Consider the following 20,916-nt stretch of genomic DNA (forward strand, 5'->3'; position numbering starts at 1 on the left):
ACGAGGCCCCACGGGCGCGGTCACCTGCCTCACCCCCGTTAGACTCGGCCTTTGGCACCTTTGCGTCCCCGTTTCAGGGACGACGACGCGTCCCCCGAGTCGAGTCGGGACGGGGACCATCCGCCAGCCAACCGGAAGCACGGGAAGAGATGTCGGCACCGAATAAGTCGTACGACCCTGTAGAGGTCGAGGCCTTGAAACCGGAAGAGATCGAGCGCATGCGGGACGAGGCGCTCGCCGCCTTCGCCGCCGCCGGTGATCTCGACGCGCTCCAGGAGGCCAAGGTCGCCCACACCGGCGGCACCTCCCCGCTCGCCCTCGCCAACCGCGAGATCGGCGCGCTGCCCCCGCAGGCCAAGGCCGCGGCCGGCAAGCTCGTCGGGCAGGCCCGGGGCGCCGTCAACAAGGCCCTCGCCGCCCGCCAGGCCGAGCTGGAGGCCGACCGCGACGCCCGCGTCCTGGTCGAGGAGGCGGTGGACGTCACGCTGCCGTACGACCGCGTACCGGCCGGCGCCCGGCACCCGCTGACCACGTTCATGGAGCGGGTCGCGGACGTCTTCGTGTCCATGGGATACGAGATCGCGGAGGGCCCCGAGGTCGAGGCGGAGTGGTTCAACTTCGACGCCCTGAACTTCACCCCGGACCACCCGGCCCGGCAGATGCAGGACACCTTCTTCGTCCAGGGCCCGACCGGGACCGAGGGCGACGAGTCCGGTGTCGTCCTGCGCACGCACACCTCGCCCGTGCAGGCCCGCGCCATGCTGGACCGCGAGCCGCCGGTCTACATCGTGTGCCCCGGCCGCGTCTACCGCACGGACGAGCTGGACGCCACGCACACCCCGGTCTTCCACCAGATCGAGCTCCTCGCCATCGACGAGGGCCTCACCATGGCCGACCTCAAGGGCACCCTCGACCACATGGTCCAGTCGCTCTTCGGCGCGGAGATGAAGACCCGGCTGCGGCCGAACTACTTCCCCTTCACCGAGCCGTCCGCCGAGATGGACATGCTCTGCTACGTCTGCAAGGGCGAGTCCGTCGGCAACCCCGACCGCCCCTGCCGCACCTGCTCCTCCGAGGGCTGGATCGAGCTGGGCGGCTGCGGCATGGTCAACCCCCGCGTCCTGGTGGCCTGCGGGGTGGACCCGGAGAAGTACAGCGGATTCGCCTTCGGGTTCGGCATCGAGCGGATGCTGATGTTCCGCCACAACGTCGAAGACATGCGAGACATGGTCGAGGGTGACGTCCGGTTCACCCGGCCGTTCGGGATGGAGATCTGATGCGGGTCCCGCTTTCTTGGCTGCGGGAGTACGTCGACCTGCCGGCGACGGAGACCGGCCGCGACGTCCAGGCCAAGCTCATTTCCGTGGGCCTTGAGGTAGAGACCGTCGAGCAGTTGGGCGACGGCCTCAAGGGCCCGCTCGTCGTCGGCAAGGTCCTCACCATCGAGGAGCTGACGGAGTTCAAGAAGCCCATCCGCTTCTGCACCGTCGACGTCGGCCAGGCCAACGGCACCGGTGAGCCCCAGGAGATCGTCTGCGGCGCCCGCAACTTCGCCGTCGGCGACAAGGTCGTCGTGGTCCTCCCCGGCGCGGTCCTGCCGGGCGGCTTCGCGATCGCCGCGCGCAAGACGTACGGCAAGACCTCGCACGGCATGATCTGCTCCGGCGACGAGCTGGGCATGGGCGACGACGGCTCGCACGGCATCATCGTGCTGCCGCCCGAGCACGAGGTCGGCACCGACGCCATCGAGCTGCTCCAGCTCGTCGACGAGGTCCTCGACATCGCCGTCACGCCCGACCGCGGCTACGCCCTGTCGATCCGCGGCGTCGCCCGCGAGACCGCCACCGCCTACGGCCTCCCGCTGCGCGACCCGGCCCTGCTCGACGTACCCGGCCCGAACGCCTTCGGCTATCCGGTGCAGGTCGCCGACCCGATGGGCTGCGACCGCTTCACCGCCCGCACGGTGACCGGCCTCGACCCCGAGGCCCGCTCCCCGCTCTGGCTGACCCGCCGCCTCCAGAAGGCGGGCATGCGCCCGATCTCGCTCGCCGTCGACATCACCAACTACGTGATGCTGGAGCTGGGCCAGCCCCTGCACGCCTACGACCGCTCCCGCGTCCAGGGTCCGATCGGTGTGCGCCGGGCCACGCAGGGCGAGAAGCTCACCACCCTCGACGGCGTCACGCGCACGCTCGACGCCGAGGACCTGGTGATCACCGACGACCGCGGCCCCATCGGCCTCGCGGGCGTCATGGGTGGCGCCAACACCGAGATCGACGACACCGAGAACACCACCACCGAGGTCGTTGTCGAGGCCGCCCACTTCGACGCGCTCTCCATCTCGCGCACGGCCCGCCGTCACAAGCTGGCCTCCGAGGCGTCCAAGCGCTTCGAGCGCGGCGTCGACCCGCAGGCCGCGTCGGCCGCCGCACAGCGCACGGTCGACCTCCTGGTCCTCCTCGCGGGCGGCACGGCGGACGCCGGTGTCACCGAGGTCATCGCCCCGTCGGCACCCCACACCATCGCCATTCCGGCCAACCACCCGGACAAGGTGGCGGGCGTCGACTACGGCCGCGAGACCGTCGTACGGCGTCTCCAGGAGGTCGGCTGCGACGTGTACGGGCAGGACGAGCTGATCGTCACCGTCCCGTCCTGGCGCCCCGACCTCACGGACCCGAACGACCTGGCCGAAGAGGTCATCCGCCTGGAGGGCTACGAGAACCTGCCCTCCACGCTCCCCAAGCCCCCCGCGGGCCGTGGCCTCACCGACCGCCAGCGCCTGCACCGCCGCGTCGGCCGCGCACTCGCCGGCGCCGGTTACGTGGAGGCGCCGAACTACCCGTTCGTCGGCGAGCACGTCTTCGACCAGTTCGGCCTGGCCGCCGACGACCCGAACCGCAAGGTCGTCAAGCTGGTCAACCCGCTCTCGGACGAGGAGCCCGCGCTCCGTACGACGCTGCTGCCGGGCCTGCTCGGCGCGCTGCGCCGCAACGACGGCCGCGGCTCGCACGACCTGGCGCTCTTCGAGACGGGCCTGGTCTTCCACCCGCGCGAAGAGCTCAAGATCGCGGTACGACTCCCCGTCGACCGGCGTCCCACGGACGAGGAGATCGCGTCCCTCACCGAGGCGCTCCCGCTCCAGCCCCGGCACGCGGCCGTCGTCCTCACGGGCGCCCGCGAGCAGGCCGGCTGGTGGGGCAAGGGCCGTCCGTCCGACTGGGCCGACGCGGTCGAGTCGGCGCGGGTGATCGCGCGCGAGGCCGGTACCGAACTCATCGTCCGTGGTGGGCAGTACGGGCCGTGGCACCCCGGCCGCTGCGCCGAACTCGCGGTCGTCGTCGAGGGTGTTGAGCAAGTCATCGGCTACGCCGGCGAGTTGCACCCCGGTGTGCTGAAGACCCTGGGTCTGCCCGCGCGCACCAGCGCGATGGAACTGGACCTGGACGTCCTGGAGTCGGCGTCGTCGGGTGTCCCCAAGGGCCCGAAGATCTCCACCTTCCCGGTCGCCACGCAGGATGTCGCGCTGGTCGTCGACGCCCCGGTCCCGCACGCGGACGTCGAGGCGGCGCTGCGCGAGGGCGCCGGTGAACTGCTGGAGTCCATCCGGCTGTTCGACGTCTACGACAACGCCGCGCAGCTGGGCGAGGGCAAGAAGTCCCTCGCCTACGCGCTGCGGTTCCGGGCGCCCGACCGGACGCTGACCGTCGATGAGGCGTCGGCGGCTCGGGACGCGGCGGTCGCGCTCGCCGCCGAGCGCACGGGAGCCGTACTGCGGGGCTGATCGCCGGAGGGGCCGATTCCGTAGCGGAATGGCCCCTACCTGCATAAATGCACCTGTCTCATGTCACCTCACTCATTCGGGTGAGAAGTTCGGGCGATCTGGCCCGATCGGGGCATGCGGTCGACAGAATCGGACCGGCCTTTCGGGGTCGGTCCGATTGCGCTGTCGGGGCCTATTTGGGGGGCCACAGGCATGATCCGCATCAAGGCTGGGGTTCCCCGCAGGCCGCGCCCGAGGCCGCGCGCCCGCCGTCCACTGCGCCGGGCGCTCGCCCTGGGGCTGCCCAGCATGTGGGGCGCCATAGCGATCACCTACAAACTCACCTGCCCGCTCGCCCAGCAGACCGGCCTGGGCGCCCGCATCGTCACCAGCGCGGTGTTCTTCGCGGTCGGCACCGGACTCGTCGTCCAGGTCCGCCGCTCGCTGCTGCGCGAACTCCGCCAGATCCGCCAGATCGCGGGCGCCGCCCAGAACGCGCTGCTCCGCCCACTGCCACCCCGCCTCGACGGCCTGAACATCGCCGCCGCCCAACTCTCCGCCGAACGCGGCGCGGTGGTGGGCGGCGACCTCTACGAGGTGATCGCCACCGAGCACGGCGTCCGGGTCGTGATGGGTGACGTACGAGGCCATGGCATCGCGGCGATCGGCACGGTCGCCGCCGTTCTCGGCAGCTTCCGCGAGGCCGCCCACGACGAACCCCACCTGGAGGGCGTCCTACGCCGCCTCGACCGCGCGCTCGCCCGCCACCTCCGCGAACGCGCCCGCGCGGAACACCCGGCGTCGGGCGTGCTGGACCCCGACAGTCCGGTGGCGGAGGAGTTCGTCACGGTACTGCTTCTGGAGATCGGCGCGGACGGCGAAGTCCGGGCTCTCAACTGCGGGCATCCGTGGCCGTATCTGCTGAGCGGGGGAGGGGTGCGGCCCATTGCCCGCACGGACCCGCTCCCACCGCTCGGTCCGTTCCCTCTGCCGACGGAACTGCCGTTCGTCTGCGGCGGCCAACTACGCCCGGGCGAGGCCCTGTTCCTCTATACGGACGGGGCGGAGGACGCGCGTGACGGCCAGGGACGCTTCTTCCCGTTGAAGGAGGCGCTGGCGGAGGTGGTGGGTCACCACCCCCTTCCGGTACCGCAGTCGATCCTTGGCGCGGTCTTCACGGCGTTACTGCGTCATGCGGGCGGCACGCCCACGGATGACGTTGCCTTACTGGTCCTCCGCAATGATCGCAAGGCTATGCATCCCCACCTAGGGGCGCGGGGAACTGCGCGACCAGCCACGACGGCGCCGCAGCCGACAAACCTCCGTTAGTCGGTGTCCCCGCAAAGCCAGGCCGCCGCACTTACGAGGGGGAGCCGGCGGCCCGGCCGGCCTCTTGCGAGGCAATCCAGTCAACCGGTTGGGAACTCTCCGCAACAGCGCGCACACACCCCGGATCCACGCACTCCGTTCACACCCCGTGTGAACCCAGCCGCACTACTCTGTCCGCACCGAGTCACCGGGGGGCCATCCATGCAGCCCAACACACTTCTCGACGCCATCCTGGACGAGGCGGGCATCTCGCACGCGGGACTCGCCGCACATGTGAACCAGGCGGGCCGCGCCCGAGGCCTCGCACTCCGGTACGAACACACCGCCGTAGCACGGTGGTTGAAGGGCCAGCGCCCCCGGGGCCAGGTCCCCGATCTGATCTGCGAGGTGCTCGCGACCCGCCTGCACCGACCCGTCACGCTCGACGACATCGGCCTGGGCGTGCCCGGCGAGCCCTCCACCCCGCACGGCACCTCCCTCTCCGGCTTCGTCGAGCGGGCCACCGCCCTGTGGCGCTCCGACGAACAGCAGCGCCCGCACATCCTCGGGGCGCCCGCGGTCACCGGAACGCCCGCCGTGATGCCCGTGTGGGAGTGGGAGAACCCGCCGGACGACGTGGACGTCTCGCGCGGCGGCCGGCACCGGGTGAGCATGGCCGACATCGAGATGCTGCGCGCGGCCCGCGCCCACTACGAGCAGATGTACCGCAAGGCCGGCGGCGTGGCGACCCGCAGCCGCATCGTCGGCTTCCTCAACTCCGAGACCGCGCCCCTGCTGCGCGGCAGCTACACCGACGCCACCGGCCGCCAACTGCACCGGGCGACCGGCGGGTTGGTGGCCATCGCGGGCATCTGCGCCTACGACTCCGACGCGCACGGACTCGCCCAGCGCTACTTCCACCAGGCGCTGCGGCTCGCGAAGGCCAGCAACGACAGGGGACTTGGCGCGTACGTCATCGCGCTGCTGGTCAACCAGTCGCTGTTCATGCGGGAGTTCCGCCAGGCCGTCGCCTTCGCGGAGGCCGCGCTGCGCGCGGCGGGTCGGCAGATCACCCCGGCGCTCGCCTCCGACCTGTACGCGATGCAGGCCAAGGCGTACGCCCACCTCGGCGACGGCACGAGCGCGCTCTCCTGCATCCGGCGGGCCGAGCAGGCCGCCGAACGCATCCGGCGCGGATACGAACCCGACGAGACCGGCTATGTCCAGCCGGGCCTGGTCAACGTCCAGGTGGCGGAGGCCCTGCTCAGCCTCGGCGATCTGACGGCGGCGGGGGAGCACGCCACCGCGGCCGTGGACACTCCGGCGCACGACCGGGGCCGGGTGCACCGGCTCGCCATGCTCAGCCAGATCGAACTCCGCCAGGGAAACGCCGACAAAGCGGTGGCCACGGCGGTGCAGATGGCCGAGCAGGCCAGGGGGATGGAGTCCCAGCGGCTGCGCGACAGACTCCGCGCGGTGCGCGAGTACCTGGTGCGCAGCGACTGCGCGGGTACGGCCGAGGCGGCCGAACTCATCGACGGGGCACTGCGCGTACCGCTGTAAAGGAGCCGTAGACCACAACACAGTCCCTGCTGCGATATTGCCACTTACTCGACGGAAGGTGGCAGAACCGTGCAGTGGACGAAACAGAACGAACAAACTGTGTACTCAAACCGCTGGTTCAGCGTCAATCTCGCGGATGTCGAACTACCCGACGGCCAGCACCTCGACCACTTCCTCATACGGCTGAGGCCGGTGGCGGTGGCGACGGTCGTGAACGAGGCGAACGAGGTTCTCCTCCTGTGGCGCCACCGCTTCATCACCGACAGCTGGGGGTGGGAGCTCGCGGCGGGCGTCGTCGAGGACGGCGAGGACATCGCGCGGGCCGCCGCCAGGGAACTGGAGGAAGAGACCGGCTGGCGGCCGGGGCCCCTGCACCACCTGATGAGCGTGGAACCGTCCAACGGGCTCACGGACGCCCGGCACCACATCTACTGGGCCGACGAGGGCGAGTACACCGGACACCCCGTGGACGACTTCGAATCGGACCGCCGGGAATGGGTACCGCTCAAACTCGTACCCGACATGGTCGCCCGCGGGGAGGTCCCGGCCGCCAACATGGCGGCCGCGTTACTGCTGTTGCACCACTTGAGGCTGGGCCAGGACGCCCCTCGAAGTCCTGCCCGACGTCCAGGCGTCTAGCGCCCCAGGGCCTGCCAGATCGTCACGACGAGCGCGCCCACGGCGGTCAGTGCGGCAATGGCCGGCAGCGGCCACCGCGTGTGCTCGAGGGCGACGATGCGCGCGCTCAGATCATCCACTTCCTTGTCCGTCTCCTCGGTGCGATGGCTGAGCAGCGCCAGCCCTCCCTCGACCCGCGCGTAGGCGACGTCGAGGCGGCGGCGTAACTCTGCGAGTTCTCCATGGACCACGGGATGCTCGGGGTCGGCGGTCACGTGTCCGCTCCTTTCCGTAGTCGGAACATCCCTTGCATGCGCATGAAGAGTCAACTCGCCTGGTGGACACCGGGGGAGAGTGTGCGAGCGGCATATGCGGGCCCGGCGCGCACACGGTGTGTGAATGCCGCGGGCCCGGCACTCCGACGAGCGCCGGGCCCGTAACGGCCGCGACATCACCGTGAGTTGTCGCGTACGGCGGCAGCTCAGCCGTAGGTGTAGAACCCCGAGCCGGACTTACGGCCCAGCCGTCCCGCGTCGACCATGCGCTGGAGCAGCGGGGGAGCGGCGTACAGCGGCTCCTTGTACTCCTCGTACATCGAGTACGCGACCGAGGCGACCGTGTCCAGGCCGATCAGGTCGGACAGCTTCAGCGGGCCCATCGGGTGGGCGCAGCCCAGCTCCATGCCGTTGTCGATGTCCTCGCGGCTGGCGATGCCCGACTCGAACATCCGGATAGCGGAGAGGAGATAGGGGATCAGCAGCGCGTTGACCACGAAGCCGGAGCGGTCCTGGGCGCGGATCGCGTGCTTGCCGAGCACCTTCTCGGTGAACAGCTGGGCGCGGCCGAGCGTGCCCTCGGACGTGGTCAACGCCGGGATCAGCTCGACGAGTTGCTGCACCGGGGCCGGGTTGAAGAAGTGGATGCCGACGACCTGGTCGGGGCGCGAGGTGGTGACCGCGAGCCGGACCAGCGGGATCGAGGAGGTGTTGGAGGCGAGGATCGCGTCGGGGCGGGTCACGACCTGGTCGAGCACCTGGAAGATCTCGGTCTTCACCTGCTCGTTCTCGACGACGGCCTCGATGACGAGGTCGCGGTCGGCGAACTCGCCGAGGTCGGTGGTGAAGCTGAGCCGCGCCTGCGTCCCGGCCAGCTCCTCGGCGGAGATCTTGCCGCGCTCGGCCGCCTTGGACAGGGAGTTGAACAGCCGGGTCCGGCCGATCTCCAGGGCCTCGCCGGTGGTCTCGGCGACCTTCACGTCCAGGCCGGCGCGGGCGCACACCTCGGCGATACCGGCGCCCATCTGGCCGCAGCCGACCACTCCGACGCGCGAGATGTCTCCCGACGGGATGTCCGTCACATCGTCCCCTTCGCTGCTTCTGCGGGCTCTGGTAGAACCCCGTTGTCCGGAGTCTGCTCCGATCGTGCACGTTACCCGCAAGTATCGATGATCGATCGTCGGGGTCGGGCATCCTGGGGCGCGGAGACGATCCGTGACCGCACGGATCCGCAGCGTATGGGGGTGTACGGATGGGGCGACTGTCACGCCGGACGTTCGCGATGGCGGCACTGTCCACGCTGGCCACGACCGGCAGCGCGGCGGCGGACACCGGGCGCGCGCCGGCAGTGGCCGGGCGTCCGCGCGCGGTCACCGAGATGCGGGGCGTGTGGCTGGCGACGGTGGCCAACCGCGACTGGCCCTCCCGCCCGGGCCTGACCGCCGCGCAGCAGCGCACCGAACTCATCGCCCACCTCGACACGGCGGTCCGCGACCGCCTCAACACGGTGATCTTCCAAGTCCGGCCCACCGCCGACGCGTTGTGGCCCTCGCCCTACGAACCCTGGTCCCAGTACCTGACCGGCACCCAGGGCGTCGCCCCCGGCTGGGACCCGCTGAAGACCGCCGTGGAAGAGGCGCATGTGCGGGGGCTGCAACTGCACGCCTGGTTCAACCCGTACCGGATCGCCAACACCACCGACGTGACGAAGCTCGTCGCCTCGCACCCCGCGCGCAAGCACCCCGACTGGGTCGTGACGTACGGCGGGAAGCTCTACTACAACCCCGGGCTGCCCCAGGTCCGGCTCTTCGTCGAGAACGCGATCCTCGACGCGGTGCGCAAGTACCCCGTGGACGCGGTCCACTTCGACGACTACTTCTACCCGTACCCGGTCGCCGGCCAGACCTTCGACGACGAAGCGGCCTACGACAAGTACGGCGGCGCCTTCACCGACAAGGCCTCCTGGCGCCGCGACAACATCGACAAGCTGATCCGCGAGACCGCCGCCCGCATCAAGCGGATCCGCCCGGGCACGCGCTTCGGCATCAGCCCCTTCGGCGTGTGGCGCAACGCCGCCACCGACCCGCGCGGCTCCGACACCACGGCGGGCGTGCAGACGTACGACGATCTCTGCGCGGACACCCGGAAGTGGGTGCGCGAGGGCTGGATCGACTACATCGTCCCTCAGTTGTACTGGAACATCGGCTTCGCCCCCGCCGACTACGCGAAGCTGCTGCCCTGGTGGGCGGCGGTCGCGCGCGGTTCGAAGACGCGGCTGTACGCGGGGGAGGCGCTGTACAAGGCGGGCGACCCGGCGCAGCCCGCGGCCTGGCGCGACCCGGCCGAACTCTCCCGGCACCTCACCCTCGCCGACCGCTACCCGGAGGTCGGCGGGCATGTCTTCTTCGCCGCCCGGGACGTCGCGGTGGACCCGGTCGGCGCCATGGCGCGGGTGGTCGCCGACCACTACGGGCAGCCGGCGAAACCCCCGCGTTGATCTACCGTTCCGTGTCCTGGTGCCTGACCTCGCAGTCGGGGCCTGGTGACATCACGGCCTCGTGCCCGTCGGTGAAGCGGACGCGGTAGGGCGGGTTGCCCTCCGTGCCCATCACCTCGACGACCTCCGAGACCTGGTCGTGCAGGCCGACCACCCTGCCGTGCTGGACGAGCCTGTCGCCAACGGTCGCACGCATCTGCAGCGCCTCCTCACCGAGTCCGGGAGCAGCGGTCCATGCCTTTCGAGTCTACGGCGGCCCGCCCGGCCGGGACCGGGTCGCGCACGTCCCTCAACTCCGGGCGCGCTGGGTGACGGCGATGCACACCAGCACGGCCGCCGCCGTCAGCGGAGCGGCCAACGGCAGGTGCTCACCCAGCAGGAACACCGACCACACCAGCGTGAGCAGCGGCTGCGCCAACTGCAACTGGCTGGCCTTCGGGACCCCGATCGCCGCCATGCCCCGGTACCAGACGACCAGCCCCAGGAACTGCGAACCGGCGGCGACCCACAGCACCCCGGCCACGCTGTGCGCGGTGAGGTGCGGGGTGTCGTAGGACAGGGCTGTCGCGGCGGCCGGGACGCTCAGCGGGAGGCACAGGACCAGGGCCCAGGCGATGACCTGCCAGCCGGGCATCACCCGGGCCAGCCGGCCGCCCTCGGTGTAGCCGGCCGCGCAGACCAGCAGGGCCGCGAGGAGATACAGGTCGGCGCTGGTCAGCGCGCCGCCGCTCTGCTGGATCGTGAAGGCGAGCACGGCGCCTGCGCCCGCGAGCGCGGCCGTCCAGAACGTGCGCGAGGGGCGGACGCCGGTGCGCAGCGCGGACATCGCGGCGGTGGTCAGGGGCAGCAGGCCGACGACGACCGCCGCGTGCGCCGTGGTGGACGTCTCCAGTGCGAGCGTGGTCAGCATCGGGAAGCCGACCACCACTCCGGCCGCGACGACGGCCAGTCCGGCCCAGTGCCGGCGGGCGGGCACCGGCACACGCAGCGCCAGCAGACAGCCGCCCGCCATCAGCGCGGCGAGGACGCAGCGCACGGCCACCAACGACCAGGGGCCGAAGCCTTCGAGCCCCCAGGCGGTCGCGGGAAAGGTGAGGGAGAAGGCGATCACACCGAGCGCGGCGAGGACCGTGCCGGCGGGGATCTTCGCCGCCCTGGCCGTCCCGGTGGTGGCGGGCGCGGTGCTGACCGCTATCGGGCTCGGGGCAGTAGCGCTATCATGTGCTCTCATGCAAGAGCGTAGCAGTGTCGGTGAACTGGCGAATCACCTACGACGGGAACTCAACCGCTACTCTCCTGGTGGAAAGCTGCCGTCGAGCCGGGCGCTCGTGGAGCGGTTCCGGGTGAGCCCGGTGACCGTCACGCGCGCCCTCGCGCAGCTGACCGCCGAGGGGCTGGTGGTCACCCGCCCCGGCGCGGGCGCGTTCCGGGCCGTGCCCCGCGCCGCGACCGCCGCCACCGGAGACACCTCCTGGCAGGAGGTCGCACTCAGCGCGGACGGCGCCGCCGACGTCGTACCGCGCACGGTCGACGCCTCCGGCGTCCTGGCCACGCTCGCTGCCCCACCGCCCGGGGTGATCGAGTTCAACGGCGGCTACCTGCACCCCTCCCTCCAGCCCGAGCGCGCGATGGCCGCGGCCCTGTCCCGGGCCGGGCGGCGCCCCGGCGCCTGGGGCCGGCCGCCGATGGAGGGACTGCCGGAACTGCGCGAGTGGTTCGCGCGCGGCATCGGCGGAGCGGTGACCGCCGCCGATGTCCTCGTCTGCGCGGGCGGCCAGACGGCGCTGACGACGGCATTGCGCGCCTTGGCGCCCCCCGGTGCACCGGTCCTCGTCGAATCCCCCACGTATCCAGGCATGTTGGCGATCGCGAGGGCAGCGGGCCTGCGCCCGGTCCCCGTCCCGGTCGACGCGGACGGCGTACGTCCCGCCCTGCTCGCCGACGCCTTCCACGCGACCGGCGCCCGGGTGTTCGTCTGCCAGCCCCTCTTCCAGAACCCGACCGGCGCCGTCCTGGCCCCCGCGCGCCGCCCGGAGGTCCTGCGCATCGCCCGCGACGCGGGCGCGTTCGTCATCGAGGACGACTTCGTACGACGGCTGGTGCACGAGGACGCGGGGCCGCTGCCGCCCCCGCTGGCCGCCGACGACCCCGACGGAGTCGTCGTCCACGTCGGCTCGCTCACCAAGGCCACCTCGCCCAGCTTCCGCGTCAGCGCGCTCGCCGCACACGGCCCGGTACTGCAACGCCTGCGCGCCATCCAGGTCGTCGACACCTTCTTCGTCCCCCGCCCGCTCCAGGAGGCGGCCCTCGAACTCGTCGGCTCACCGGCCTGGCCACGCCATCTCCGCGCGATCTCGGCCGAGTTGAAGACCCGCCGGGACACCATGACGGCGGCCCTGCGCCTGGAACTCCCCGACTTCTCCCTCCCGCACATCCCCTCCGGCGGCTACCACCTCTGGCTCCGCCTCCCCACCGGCACGGACGAGCAGTCCCTCACGACCGCCGCCCTCCGCGCGGGCGTCGCCCTCACCCCCGGCCGCCCCTACTTCAGCGCCGAACCCCCGGCCGCCCACATCCGGCTGAGCTTCGCGGCGGTCGCGGGGACGGGGGAGATCGTGGAGGGGGTACGGCGCCTGCGGGCGGCCCTTTAGGGGCGCGGGGCGGTGACACTCTGCGACTCTGCCGCGTGGGCGCGACCAGCCCCCACCGGCCCACAGGATGAAAACCACTCGACGCCCACGTTCCTGGCCTGCAAGTCTCCCGCCATGAACGACACCCCGAGCCTCCCCGACGGCTACGAATTCTCCGCCGACACCGCCCGCGTCGACCGCGACCGCACCTACAACTGGCTGTCCACCGACGCATATTGGGCAAAGGGCCGCCCCCGCGAACAGCAGGAGCGCGCGGTCGAGTCCTCAATGAACTTCGGGGTCTACGACACGGCTTCGGGCGAACAGGTGGCGTACGCACGCGTCGTGACCGACGGCGCGCTGTTCGCCTGGCTGTGCGACATCTACGTGGACCCGTCGGTCCGCGGCAAGGGCATCGGTACGGCGTTCGTCGCCGCAGTCCGCGAGGAACTGCGGCCCTTCGGAGTGCGCCGGATCCTGCTCGCCACGCACGACGCCCACGGGGTGTACGAGAAGGTCGGATTCAAGCCACTGGAGCGGCCCGACCAGTGGATGGCCCTGTATTTCGAGTGACTTGTCCGCATGGTCCTGACTTCGAAGTAAGGTTTCGCCCACCCTGGGTAACTCTCATCCGGCCCCCCTTGACCTGCGTACTTCGGCGGGATCACGATCGCCGCATGCAACTTCGGGTCACGTTCGTCGCAGCCGCGCGCAGCTCCCCGCTGCTCGCGGAGCGCTTCGAGGACGACCGGCCGCTGGACCAGGCGGGCTGGGACGAGGTGCAGCGCGCCGCACCGGTACTGCTGCCGCTGGCCGCGGCGGAGCTGCGCTACTGCTCGCCCACCCCGCGCAGCCGCACCACCGGCGACGGCCTCGGCTACACCCCGCTGGTGCAACTCGCTCTGCGGGACTGCGACATGGGCCGCTGGCGCGGGCTGACGCTCGGCGAGGCGATGGCCCGCGAACCGGCACTGGTGGACGCCTGGCTCGCCGACCCGCGCTCCACCCCGCACGGCGGTGAGTCGCTGCTCTCCTTCATCGCCCGGGTGGGCGGCTGGCTGGACACCCGCCCCATCGAGGACGGCGACCGGATAGTGGCCGTCGCCGAACCCTCCGTCATCCGGGCCGCGTTGGTCTACGCCCTCAAGGCTCCGCCCTCGACCTACTGGAACATCGACGTACGCCCCCTGTCGACCACCACGGTCACCGGCAGCGCGGGCCGCTGGAACCTGCGCTTCGACGGAGCGGCGGTTCAGTCGCGGCGGGTCTAGCCGGCGTGAATCACCGGTCAACTCGGGGGAGAGGAGCCCGAGTTCAACCTTCGCGCACGTAATCCGTGCTGAGCACGAGATCCTTCGCGGGCCCGCCCACCCGCCACACGGTCCGCCACCGGTAGGCGTCCAGGACCGTGAACTCGCCCCGGTACAGGTCGGCGGAGCAGGGATGGTCGGCGACATACCGTCCCGAGGTCAGATCCAGTGCGTGGAAGGGCCGCCCGTCGCCGAAGCGCACATCGGCCGTACCGGGCCTCGCGCCCGGCAGGAACCGCAGGGTCCGCTCGGCGGGACGGGCCACGCCCCGCCAGGTGAAGGTGCCCGACTCGGCGTGCAGCAGCCCCCCTTCGGGCAGTGCGCCGAACACGGTCGTACCCGAGAACGCGCCCTCGTCCCCGCTCGCCAGATCCCGCACGGACCGCCGCACCCGCCAACTCCCCGACAGATACGCGAGTACATCGGAAACCGGCCAGAACTCGCCCACCGTCATCCCTTCCTGCGCCGCCGGCGCCACCCGTCCGGCGAGTCGGCGGGCGCCTTGCGCTCCGCCTGCGCCCGGATCTCGTGGTGCGAGGCGTGACTCGTGGTCCGGAAGGCCTCCTCGTACGCGGCCAGGGCACCGCCGATCCCGCCCCCGGCCGTGCCGCGGCGGCGGATCCGCCGGGCGAGCAGGGTGAAGAACCCCAGCGTGACGGCGAGAGAGCCGAGCAGGACGAGGTACGGCAACAACGCGGACATGCCCTCGACCCTACGTCCCCGCCCGCGCCGGTCCCATTGACGTGCTCACGACCCTTGCCTATCTTGCCGTTCGAAGTGCTGACCGACGTCCGATATCTCGAACTGGACATTCGAGCATCGCGCACGATCCGATCCGAGCCGCGGAGTATCCATGTCACGCACCAGCCGCACCCGCCTGAGACTTGCCCTCGGGGCAAGCGCTTTCCTGCTGGCGACGGCCGTCGTCCCCGCCCCTGCCCACGCCGAGGACGTCACCGACTACGCGATCACCGTCGACCCGGGCACGCGGGGCGCCGCGATCGACAAGACGATGTACGGCGTCTTCTTCGAGGACATCAACCGCGCGGCCGACGGCGGTCTCTACGCCGAACTCGTGCAGAACAGGTCCTTCGAGTACTCCACCGACGACAACAAGTCGTACACCCCGCTGACCGGTTGGACGGTCACCGGTACGGCCCAGGTGGTGAACGACGCCGGCCGCCTCAACGAGACCAACCGCAACTACCTCTCCCTGGCGGCCGGTTCGTCCGTCACCGACGCCGGCTACAACACCGGCATCGCGGTCGAGGACGGCAAGAAGTACGACTTCTCGGTGTGGGCCCGCGCGGAGGGCGGCACCACGCTCACCGTGAGCCTCCAGGACGCCGGCGGCACCCTGGCGACCGCCCACCAGGTCGCCGTACGGAAGAACGGCTGGGCCAAGTACAAGGCCACGTTCACCGCGACCCGCACCAGCACCACGGGCCGCCTCACCGTCGCCTCCTCGGCCGCGACCGCCCTCGACATGGTCTCCCTCTTCCCTCGCGACACCTACAAGCACGAGCCGAACGGCCTCCGCAAGGACCTCGCCGAGAAGATCGCCGCCCTGCACCCGGGCTTCGTACGCTTCCCCGGCGGCTGCCTGGTCAACACCGGTTCCATGGACGACTACAGCGCGGCCTCGGGCCACCAGCGCAAGCGCTCGTACCAGTGGAAGGACACCGTCGGCCCGGTCGAGACGCGTGCCACCAACTCCAACTTCTGGGGCTACAACCAGAGTTACGGCCTCGGCTACTACGAGTACTTCCGCCTCGCCGAGGACATCGGCGCGATGCCGCTGCCCGTCGTACCGGCCCTGGTGACCGGCTGCGGCCAGAACAAGGCCGTCGACGACCCCGCGCTGCTCAAGCGGCACATCCAGGACACCCTGGATCTCATCGAGTTCGCCAACGGCCCGGTCACCTCGAAGTGGGGCAGGCTCCGCGCCGAGATGGGTCACCCGAAGCCCTTCCACCTCACCCACATCGAGGTCGGCAACGAGGAGAACCTCCCCACCGAGTTCTTCGCCCGCTTCACCCAGTTCCGTACGGCGATCCAGTCCGCGTACCCGTACATGACCGTGATCTCCAACGCGGGCCCGGACGACAGCGGTTCGACCTTCGACACGGCCTGGCAGCTGAACAAGGACGCCAAGGTCGACATGGTCGACGAGCACTACTACAACAGCCCGCAGTGGTTCCTGCAGAACAACAGCCGCTACGACTCCTACGACCGCACCGGCCCGAAGGTCTTTCTCGGCGAGTACGCCTCCGGCGGCAACGCGTTCAAGAACGGCCTCGCCGAAGCGGCCTACATGACCGGCCTCGAACGCAATGCGGACGTGGTCGAACTCGCCTCCTACGCACCGCTGTTCGCGAACGAGGACTACGTCCAGTGGCGCCCGGACCTCGTGTGGTTCAACAACCACGCGTCCTGGGGCTCCGCCAACTACGAGGTGCAGAAGCTGTTCATGAACAACGTCGGCAGCCGGGTTGTGCCGTCAACCGCCACCGGCACACCGTCACTTGTCGCCCCGATCTCCGGCGCGGTAGGTCTCTCGACCTGGGCGACGAGCGCCGCGTACGACGACGTGAAGGTGACGGCGGCGGACGGTTCGGCGCTGCTCTCCGACGACTTCTCCGGTGACGCGACGCAGTGGACCCATACGGGAGGCGGGAGTTGGAGCCTCCAGGACGGGCAGTACGTCCAGACCGACACCGCCGCCGAGAACACCATGGTGTCGGCGGGCGACCCGGCCTGGCACGACTACGACCTCCATGTGAAGGCCACCAAGAAGGCAGGGAAGGAAGGCTTCCTGGTCGCGTTCGGCGTCAAGGACACCGGCAACTACTACTGGTGGAACCTGGGCGGCTGGAACAACACCCAGACCGCCGTCGAACAGGCCGTGGACGGCGGCAAGTCGACGCTGATCGCCAAGCCGGGGACCATCGAGACGGGCCGCGCCTACGACGTCGACATCAAGGTGAGGGGCCGTCAGGTGACCCTGTACCTCGACGGTCAGGAGTGGGGAAGCTTCACCGACGACAAGCCGGCCGAGCCGTTCCGCCAGGTGGTGACCAAGGATGCGAAGACCGGTGACCTGATCGTCAAGGTCGTCAACGCCCAGTCCTCGGCGGCCCGTACGGCGATCGACCTGGGCGGCACCAAGGTCGCGTCCAGGGCGAAGGTGACCACGCTGGCCGCCGCGCCCGACGCGGTGAACAGCGAGACGGCCACGGCGGTCGCGCCGGTCCTGTCGACCTTCAACGGCGTTGCCGACAAGTTCAGTTACACCTTCCCGGCGAACTCGATCACCTTCCTGAGGATCAGGCAGAAGTAGCCGCTGCCTCCGGCGTGGGCTGCTGTCCCAGCGGCAGCAGCCCACGTTCGGCGAAGACCTTCTTCGCGGCGAAGGTCGCGTTGAGGGCCTTCGGTATGCCGCAGTACACCGCGGAGTGCGTCAGGGCCTCGACGATCTCCTCCGGCGTGAGGCCCACGTTCAGCGCCGCGTTCACATGCACGTCGAGCTGGGCCTCGCAGCCGCCGAGCGCGGTGAGCATGCCCAGCGTCACCAACTGGCGGTCGCGCGGGGCAAGTCCGGGACGGTCGTAGATCTCGCCGAAGGCCCAGGCGACGACCTGGTGGCCCAGTTCGGGGTTGATGTCGGCGAGCGAGTCGACGACCCGCTGCCCGGCCTCGCCGTCGACCCGCTTCAGGACCTCCAGGCCGTGGGTGAACCGCTCTTCACGGGTGGTGCTGGTGTTCATGTCGTTCCGTCCGATCCCGGCTGCTCGTGCTCGGATTCTTCGCGTTCTTCGAGTTCTTCGAGGAGCAGCTGTTCGTAGTGTTCGATCTTGTGGTCCAGTACGGTCGCGTTGCGGCGCAACACCCTGATCCGGTCGGCGAGTTCGGCGCGGTGCTCGCGGAGCATCGCCAGCCGGTCGGCGACCGAGACGTTCCCCGCCGCCCGCAGCGCGGCGAACCGCTGCATGTCGGCGATCGACATGCCCGTCTCGCGCAGCCGCAGCAGAAACTCCAGCCAGGCCAAGTCCGCTGCCTGGTAACGCCGTTGGTTGCCGGTGCTCCGGCCGACCCGTTCGATGAGGCCGGCCTTCTCGTAGTAGCGCAGGGTGTCGTGCGAGAGTCCGGTGCGCTCGGCGACCTGGGCGATGGTCAGGGTGGGTTCCCGGTCCCCGGGGAGGGGGTTCTGGGGCTGTCCGCTGCTCATGAACACAACCGTAGAACCTGGAGCGCGCTCCAGGTCAAGCCCTGTCGGGGATCAGTCTCCGAAGTAGGCCTGAGCTGCGCGGACGCCCTCGACCAGGGCATCGACCTCGGCCGGGGTGCTGTAGACGTAGAAGCTCGCCCGGGTCGTCGCCGGGATGCCGTAGCGGCGCACGATCGGGCGGGCGCAGTGGTGGCCGACGCGGACGGCCACGCCCCGTTCGTCGAGGACCTGGCCGACGTCGTGCGGGTGGATGCCGTCGACGGTGAAGGAGACGGCCGAGCCGCGGTCGGTGAGGTCGCGGGGGCCGATGATCCGTACGCCGGGAACCTCCTGGAGCAGCCGCAGCGCGCGGGCGGTGAGCCGGTCCTCGTGGGCCGCGACCTCGTCCATGCCCAGTTCCTCCAGATACTCCACGGCCGCGGCGAGCCCCACCGCCTGGGAGGTCATCGGGACACCCGCCTCGAAGCGCTGCGGCGGCGGCAGGAAGGTCGCGCGGTCCATCTCGACGACCTCGATCATCGAACCGCCGGTGAGGAACGGCGGTAGTCCGGCGAGGAGTTCGCGCCGTCCCCACAGCACGCCGATGCCGTTCGGGCCGAGCATCTTGTGCCCGGAGAAGGCGAGGAAGTCCGCGCCCAAGTCCCTTACGTCGACCGGGCGGTGGGGCACCGACTGGGCGCCGTCGACCACGACCAGGGTGCCGAACTCGTGCGCGCGGTCGGCGAGTTGCCGTACCGGATTGATGGTTCCGAGGACGTTCGACTGGTGGGCGACGGCGAGGACCTTCGTGCGCTCGTCGAGCAGTTCGTCGATCCGGGTGAGGTCGAGGCGCCCCTCGTCGGTCAGGCCGAACCAGTCCAGGGTCGCGCCGGTGCGCTCCGCGAGCTGTTGCCAGGGCACGAGGTTGGCGTGGTGTTCCATCTCGGTGACCACGATGCGGTCGCCGGGGCCGATCCGGCCGGCATTGCCCAGGGCGTAGGCGACGAGGTTGATGCCCTCGGTGGTGTTCTTGGTGAAGACGATCTCGTCGTCGTCGGCACCCATGAACCGGGCGACGGTGTGCCGCGCGCCCTCGTACGCCTCCGTCGCCTCGCCGGCCAGCTGGTGGGCGCCGCGGTGCACGGCCGCGTTGTGCGTGAGGTAGAAGTCCCGTTCGGCGTCCAGGACTTGGAGAGGTTTCTGGGCGGTCGCGCCGGAGTCGAGGTAGACGAGCCGGGCGCCGCTGTCCATCGTCCGCTCCAGGATGGGGAAGTCCTTGCGCAGCGCGTCCACATCGAAGCCCACGGCATCTCGCCTCTCACGGTTTTGATTTCGATTCTCCGTGAGGAAAGCTAGAACTCCTCACGGGGAATCGCAAGCGTTACCATGAGGCCGTGGATCTCGACGCGCCCGTCTACCTGCACCAGCTCCCGGTCCCTGGGGAGGAGCGCTACCTCTCCCTCGCCCTGGTCAACACGCGCTTCGCGCTCAGCCATGGCACGGTCGACCTGCTCGACGGCGTCGAGGCCGCCCACCTCTGGCTCGTACGCCATCAACTGCTGCCCGACCGCGTGGTGTTGAACGGCCGCCAGTCCGGCCGGCTCCGTGCCCTGCGCGAGGCCCTGCGCACCCTCTTCGAGGCCTACGGCGACGGTCGCGTCCCGTCCGCCGAGAGCCTCGCCGCCCTCAACTCGGCGCTGGCGGCGGCCCCTTCGACCCCTCGGCTGCTCTGGGCCGCCGACGGCCCGCGCCGGGCCGACGAACCCGACACCGGAAACCCGGCGGCGGCAGCCCTCTCTCTCCTCGCCGAGGACGCCACCGACCTGCTCACCGGTCCCGAGGCCGAACAGCTCACCGCATGCGCCGCCCAGGGCTGCACCCGCTGGTTCCTGCGCTCGCACGGGGCGAGGCGCTGGTGCACGACCAGATGCGGGAACCGGGTCCGCGCGGCACGGGCGTACGCGGCCAAGCGCGAACGAGCAGACGAGTGACGGGGAGGGGCGGGCGAACAACTCGGTTGCGTGCCGCCGGTGTTGCCGTCACGAGCCCCGGCGGGCGCCTCACGGCCGCGCGAGGCGCCGCCGGTAGTGGCCGATGACGTAGTGCATGGGGACGACCGTGGCCCAGAACCACCTGGCCGCAGTCGTGTTGACGTAGGCCGGCGGGATGGACAGGGCGAAGATCGGCGCGCTGGCACTGAGCTGTCCGGTGAAGCGGCGGCGGGCCACCGCGGCGGGCGACTCGGGCGAGGGTGCACCTGGCGTTGGGTGAGCGGCAGCAGGGTCACGTGCACCCCGTGGATCGCGGTCATGGCTCCCGCGTCGAGGGCGACGGCCTCCGGACGGGAGGCGTACTCGGCCGGCAGCGCGGTCGGGCAGGGCGGCAGCGCGACCAGTCCGAGCCCGACGAGTGCGAGGTGGGTGACCGTGGTCGTGTCGGTGCGCGGCGAGGTGAGGATGCGCCGGTGGTCCCGCCAGAACCCGGAGATCAGCGAGAAGCTCGGCGCGAAGGCCGCGTTGCTGGGCAGGGCCTCGCCGAGCGCCTTGTGGAACCCGGCGTCGTCCAGCTGCGTGGGGACGGCCAGGTCGATCACGAGCAGTGTCATCGCGATCAGACGGCTCGGGCTCGGTTCGTTCTCGTGCGGGCGGGTCTCTGCCACTGGTTCCGTCATGGCGGTGAGAGCGGGGGCGTCGAGCCCTTGCGCCTTCGGCGAGGACCGGTCCCGGCACTGGGGTCTGACTCACTTCC

21 protein-coding genes and 1 pseudogene are annotated in these 20,916 nt (G+C 70.7%); 11 read left to right on the forward strand and 11 right to left on the reverse strand.

Features of this window, described 5'->3' with window-relative positions:
* Positions 1-149: 149 nt before the first annotated feature.
* The 5 genes from pheS to ACQHII_RS38355 all read left to right on the forward strand — a co-directional run bounded on the left by pheS (position 150) and on the right by ACQHII_RS38355 (position 7,270).
* On the forward strand, positions 150-1,277 hold the full coding sequence (gene pheS, locus ACQHII_RS38335) for a phenylalanine--tRNA ligase subunit alpha (protein WP_427923564.1): 1,128 nt from the start codon (positions 150-152) through the stop codon (positions 1,275-1,277).
* Positions 1,277-3,781, forward strand: a complete 2,505-nt coding sequence (gene pheT, locus ACQHII_RS38340; RefSeq protein WP_427923565.1) for a phenylalanine--tRNA ligase subunit beta — start codon at positions 1,277-1,279, stop codon at positions 3,779-3,781. Before pheS ends, pheT begins: the two co-directional genes overlap by 1 nt.
* A gap of 192 nt (positions 3,782-3,973) precedes the next feature.
* On the forward strand, positions 3,974-5,089 hold the full coding sequence (locus ACQHII_RS38345; RefSeq protein ID WP_427923566.1) for a PP2C family protein-serine/threonine phosphatase: 1,116 nt from the start codon (positions 3,974-3,976) through the stop codon (positions 5,087-5,089).
* A 201-nt stretch (positions 5,090-5,290) separates the two neighbouring features.
* Positions 5,291-6,631: a hypothetical protein gene (locus ACQHII_RS38350; protein ID WP_019066267.1), complete on the forward strand. Its 1,341-nt coding sequence runs from the start codon at positions 5,291-5,293 to the stop codon at positions 6,629-6,631.
* 69 nt (positions 6,632-6,700) lie between these two features.
* Positions 6,701-7,270 (forward strand): NUDIX hydrolase, encoded by a 570-nt coding sequence (locus ACQHII_RS38355; protein ID WP_026178159.1) that lies wholly within the window; start codon positions 6,701-6,703, stop codon positions 7,268-7,270.
* Here ACQHII_RS38355 and ACQHII_RS38360 read toward each other — a convergent pair.
* Together ACQHII_RS38360 and ACQHII_RS38365 are read right to left on the reverse strand one after the other, a co-directional pair.
* Positions 7,267-7,524, reverse strand: a complete 258-nt coding sequence (locus ACQHII_RS38360) for a hypothetical protein (protein WP_043681816.1) — start codon at positions 7,522-7,524, stop codon at positions 7,267-7,269. The two genes, ACQHII_RS38355 and ACQHII_RS38360, sit on opposite strands and share 4 nt — an antisense overlap.
* Positions 7,525-7,730: 206 nt before the next feature.
* Positions 7,731-8,606, reverse strand: a complete 876-nt coding sequence (locus ACQHII_RS38365) for a 3-hydroxybutyryl-CoA dehydrogenase (RefSeq protein ID WP_427923567.1) — start codon at positions 8,604-8,606, stop codon at positions 7,731-7,733.
* Between the two features lie 170 nt (positions 8,607-8,776).
* Between ACQHII_RS38365 and ACQHII_RS38370 the strand changes: the two genes are divergently transcribed.
* Complete coding sequence (locus ACQHII_RS38370; protein WP_427923568.1) at positions 8,777-10,021, forward strand: glycoside hydrolase family 10 protein; 1,245 nt, start codon at positions 8,777-8,779, stop codon at positions 10,019-10,021.
* 1 nt (position 10,022) lies between these two features.
* Here the strand turns inward: ACQHII_RS38370 and ACQHII_RS38375 are convergent, their stop codons facing one another.
* Both ACQHII_RS38375 and ACQHII_RS38380 read right to left on the reverse strand, forming a co-directional pair.
* Positions 10,023-10,217, reverse strand: coding sequence for a DUF1918 domain-containing protein (locus ACQHII_RS38375; RefSeq protein ID WP_427923569.1), 195 nt, complete (start codon positions 10,215-10,217; stop codon positions 10,023-10,025).
* 93 nt (positions 10,218-10,310) lie between these two features.
* Positions 10,311-11,252, reverse strand: a complete 942-nt coding sequence (locus ACQHII_RS38380; RefSeq protein WP_427923570.1) for a DMT family transporter — start codon at positions 11,250-11,252, stop codon at positions 10,311-10,313.
* Between ACQHII_RS38380 and ACQHII_RS38385 the strand changes: the two genes are divergently transcribed.
* The 3 genes from ACQHII_RS38385 to ACQHII_RS38395 all read left to right on the forward strand — a co-directional run bounded on the left by ACQHII_RS38385 (position 11,251) and on the right by ACQHII_RS38395 (position 13,922).
* Positions 11,251-12,672: a PLP-dependent aminotransferase family protein gene (locus ACQHII_RS38385; RefSeq protein WP_427923571.1), complete on the forward strand. Its 1,422-nt coding sequence runs from the start codon at positions 11,251-11,253 to the stop codon at positions 12,670-12,672. The two genes, ACQHII_RS38380 and ACQHII_RS38385, sit on opposite strands and share 2 nt — an antisense overlap.
* A gap of 114 nt (positions 12,673-12,786) precedes the next feature.
* Positions 12,787-13,224, forward strand: a complete 438-nt coding sequence (locus ACQHII_RS38390; protein WP_427923572.1) for a GNAT family N-acetyltransferase — start codon at positions 12,787-12,789, stop codon at positions 13,222-13,224.
* A 104-nt stretch (positions 13,225-13,328) separates the two neighbouring features.
* Entirely contained in the window at positions 13,329-13,922 is a 594-nt protein-coding gene (locus ACQHII_RS38395) for a histidine phosphatase family protein (RefSeq protein WP_427923573.1), read from the forward strand.
* Positions 13,923-13,965: 43 nt separating this feature from the next.
* On the opposite strand, the gene ACQHII_RS38400 is transcribed toward ACQHII_RS38395, so the two are convergent.
* Positions 13,966-14,409 carry a DUF6314 family protein gene (locus tag ACQHII_RS38400; protein ID WP_427925505.1) on the reverse strand — a complete coding sequence of 148 codons (444 nt, stop codon included), beginning with the start codon at positions 14,407-14,409 and terminating at the stop codon, positions 13,966-13,968.
* Positions 14,410-14,411: 2 nt separating this feature from the next.
* Positions 14,412-14,663 (reverse strand): hypothetical protein, encoded by a 252-nt coding sequence (locus ACQHII_RS38405; RefSeq protein WP_427923574.1) that lies wholly within the window; start codon positions 14,661-14,663, stop codon positions 14,412-14,414.
* Positions 14,664-14,814: 151 nt separating this feature from the next.
* Between ACQHII_RS38405 and ACQHII_RS38410 the strand changes: the two genes are divergently transcribed.
* Positions 14,815-17,301, forward strand: a complete 2,487-nt coding sequence (locus ACQHII_RS38410) for an alpha-L-arabinofuranosidase C-terminal domain-containing protein (RefSeq protein ID WP_427923575.1) — start codon at positions 14,815-14,817, stop codon at positions 17,299-17,301.
* Here ACQHII_RS38410 and ACQHII_RS38415 read toward each other — a convergent pair.
* From ACQHII_RS38415 to ACQHII_RS38425, 3 genes are read right to left on the reverse strand one after another with little or no spacing between them, the layout of a single operon-like run.
* Positions 17,288-17,728: a carboxymuconolactone decarboxylase family protein gene (locus tag ACQHII_RS38415; RefSeq protein ID WP_427923576.1), complete on the reverse strand. Its 441-nt coding sequence runs from the start codon at positions 17,726-17,728 to the stop codon at positions 17,288-17,290. The genes ACQHII_RS38410 and ACQHII_RS38415 overlap by 14 nt on opposite strands.
* Positions 17,725-18,189, reverse strand: coding sequence for a MerR family transcriptional regulator (locus ACQHII_RS38420; RefSeq protein ID WP_427923577.1), 465 nt, complete (start codon positions 18,187-18,189; stop codon positions 17,725-17,727). The genes ACQHII_RS38415 and ACQHII_RS38420 overlap by 4 nt, the downstream gene beginning before the upstream one ends.
* Positions 18,190-18,240: 51 nt before the next feature.
* On the reverse strand, positions 18,241-19,473 hold the full coding sequence (locus tag ACQHII_RS38425; protein ID WP_427923578.1) for a cysteine desulfurase: 1,233 nt from the start codon (positions 19,471-19,473) through the stop codon (positions 18,241-18,243).
* A gap of 89 nt (positions 19,474-19,562) precedes the next feature.
* Here ACQHII_RS38425 and ACQHII_RS38430 point away from each other — a divergent pair, with 89 nt between their 5' ends.
* Positions 19,563-20,159 (forward strand): CGNR zinc finger domain-containing protein, encoded by a 597-nt coding sequence (locus tag ACQHII_RS38430; RefSeq protein ID WP_427923579.1) that lies wholly within the window; start codon positions 19,563-19,565, stop codon positions 20,157-20,159.
* Positions 20,160-20,228: 69 nt separating this feature from the next.
* On the opposite strand, the gene ACQHII_RS38435 is transcribed toward ACQHII_RS38430, so the two are convergent.
* Together ACQHII_RS38435 and ACQHII_RS38440 are read right to left on the reverse strand one after the other, a co-directional pair.
* The gene (locus ACQHII_RS38435; protein WP_427923580.1) at positions 20,229-20,396 is read right to left on the reverse strand and encodes a hypothetical protein; all 168 of its coding nucleotides are present in this window, start codon (positions 20,394-20,396) and stop codon (positions 20,229-20,231) included.
* Positions 20,397-20,605: 209 nt separating this feature from the next.
* Positions 20,606-20,839, reverse strand: a pseudogene (locus ACQHII_RS38440) (TMEM175 family protein); the annotation flags it as partial.
* Between the last annotated feature and the right edge of the window lie 77 nt (positions 20,840-20,916).

The organism is Streptomyces sp. cg40, assembly GCF_050320165.1.
GTDB lineage: Bacteria > Actinomycetota > Actinomycetes > Streptomycetales > Streptomycetaceae > Streptomyces > Streptomyces hokutonensis.

What these genes read in the sequence shown, in the direction of transcription:
- ACQHII_RS38420 (WP_427923577.1), bottom strand. Translation starts at nt 18,189, where the DNA reads ATGAGCAGCGGACAGCCCCAGAACCCCCTCCCCGGGGACCGGGAACCC.
- ACQHII_RS38345 (WP_427923566.1), top strand. Translation starts at nt 3,974, where the DNA reads ATGATCCGCATCAAGGCTGGGGTTCCCCGCAGGCCGCGCCCGAGGCCG.
- ACQHII_RS38395 (WP_427923573.1), top strand. Translation starts at nt 13,329, where the DNA reads ATGCAACTTCGGGTCACGTTCGTCGCAGCCGCGCGCAGCTCCCCGCTG.
- ACQHII_RS38415 (WP_427923576.1), bottom strand. Translation starts at nt 17,728, where the DNA reads ATGAACACCAGCACCACCCGTGAAGAGCGGTTCACCCACGGCCTGGAG.
- ACQHII_RS38390 (WP_427923572.1), top strand. Translation starts at nt 12,787, where the DNA reads ATGAACGACACCCCGAGCCTCCCCGACGGCTACGAATTCTCCGCCGAC.
- ACQHII_RS38350 (WP_019066267.1), top strand. Translation starts at nt 5,291, where the DNA reads ATGCAGCCCAACACACTTCTCGACGCCATCCTGGACGAGGCGGGCATC.
- ACQHII_RS38410 (WP_427923575.1), top strand. Translation starts at nt 14,815, where the DNA reads ATGTCACGCACCAGCCGCACCCGCCTGAGACTTGCCCTCGGGGCAAGC.
- ACQHII_RS38375 (WP_427923569.1), bottom strand. Translation starts at nt 10,217, where the DNA reads ATGCGTGCGACCGTTGGCGACAGGCTCGTCCAGCACGGCAGGGTGGTC.
- ACQHII_RS38380 (WP_427923570.1), bottom strand. Translation starts at nt 11,252, where the DNA reads ATGAGAGCACATGATAGCGCTACTGCCCCGAGCCCGATAGCGGTCAGC.
- ACQHII_RS38370 (WP_427923568.1), top strand. Translation starts at nt 8,777, where the DNA reads ATGGGGCGACTGTCACGCCGGACGTTCGCGATGGCGGCACTGTCCACG.
- pheT (WP_427923565.1), top strand. Translation starts at nt 1,277, where the DNA reads ATGCGGGTCCCGCTTTCTTGGCTGCGGGAGTACGTCGACCTGCCGGCG.
- pheS (WP_427923564.1), top strand. Translation starts at nt 150, where the DNA reads ATGTCGGCACCGAATAAGTCGTACGACCCTGTAGAGGTCGAGGCCTTG.
- ACQHII_RS38405 (WP_427923574.1), bottom strand. Translation starts at nt 14,663, where the DNA reads ATGTCCGCGTTGTTGCCGTACCTCGTCCTGCTCGGCTCTCTCGCCGTC.
- ACQHII_RS38385 (WP_427923571.1), top strand. Translation starts at nt 11,251, where the DNA reads ATGCAAGAGCGTAGCAGTGTCGGTGAACTGGCGAATCACCTACGACGG.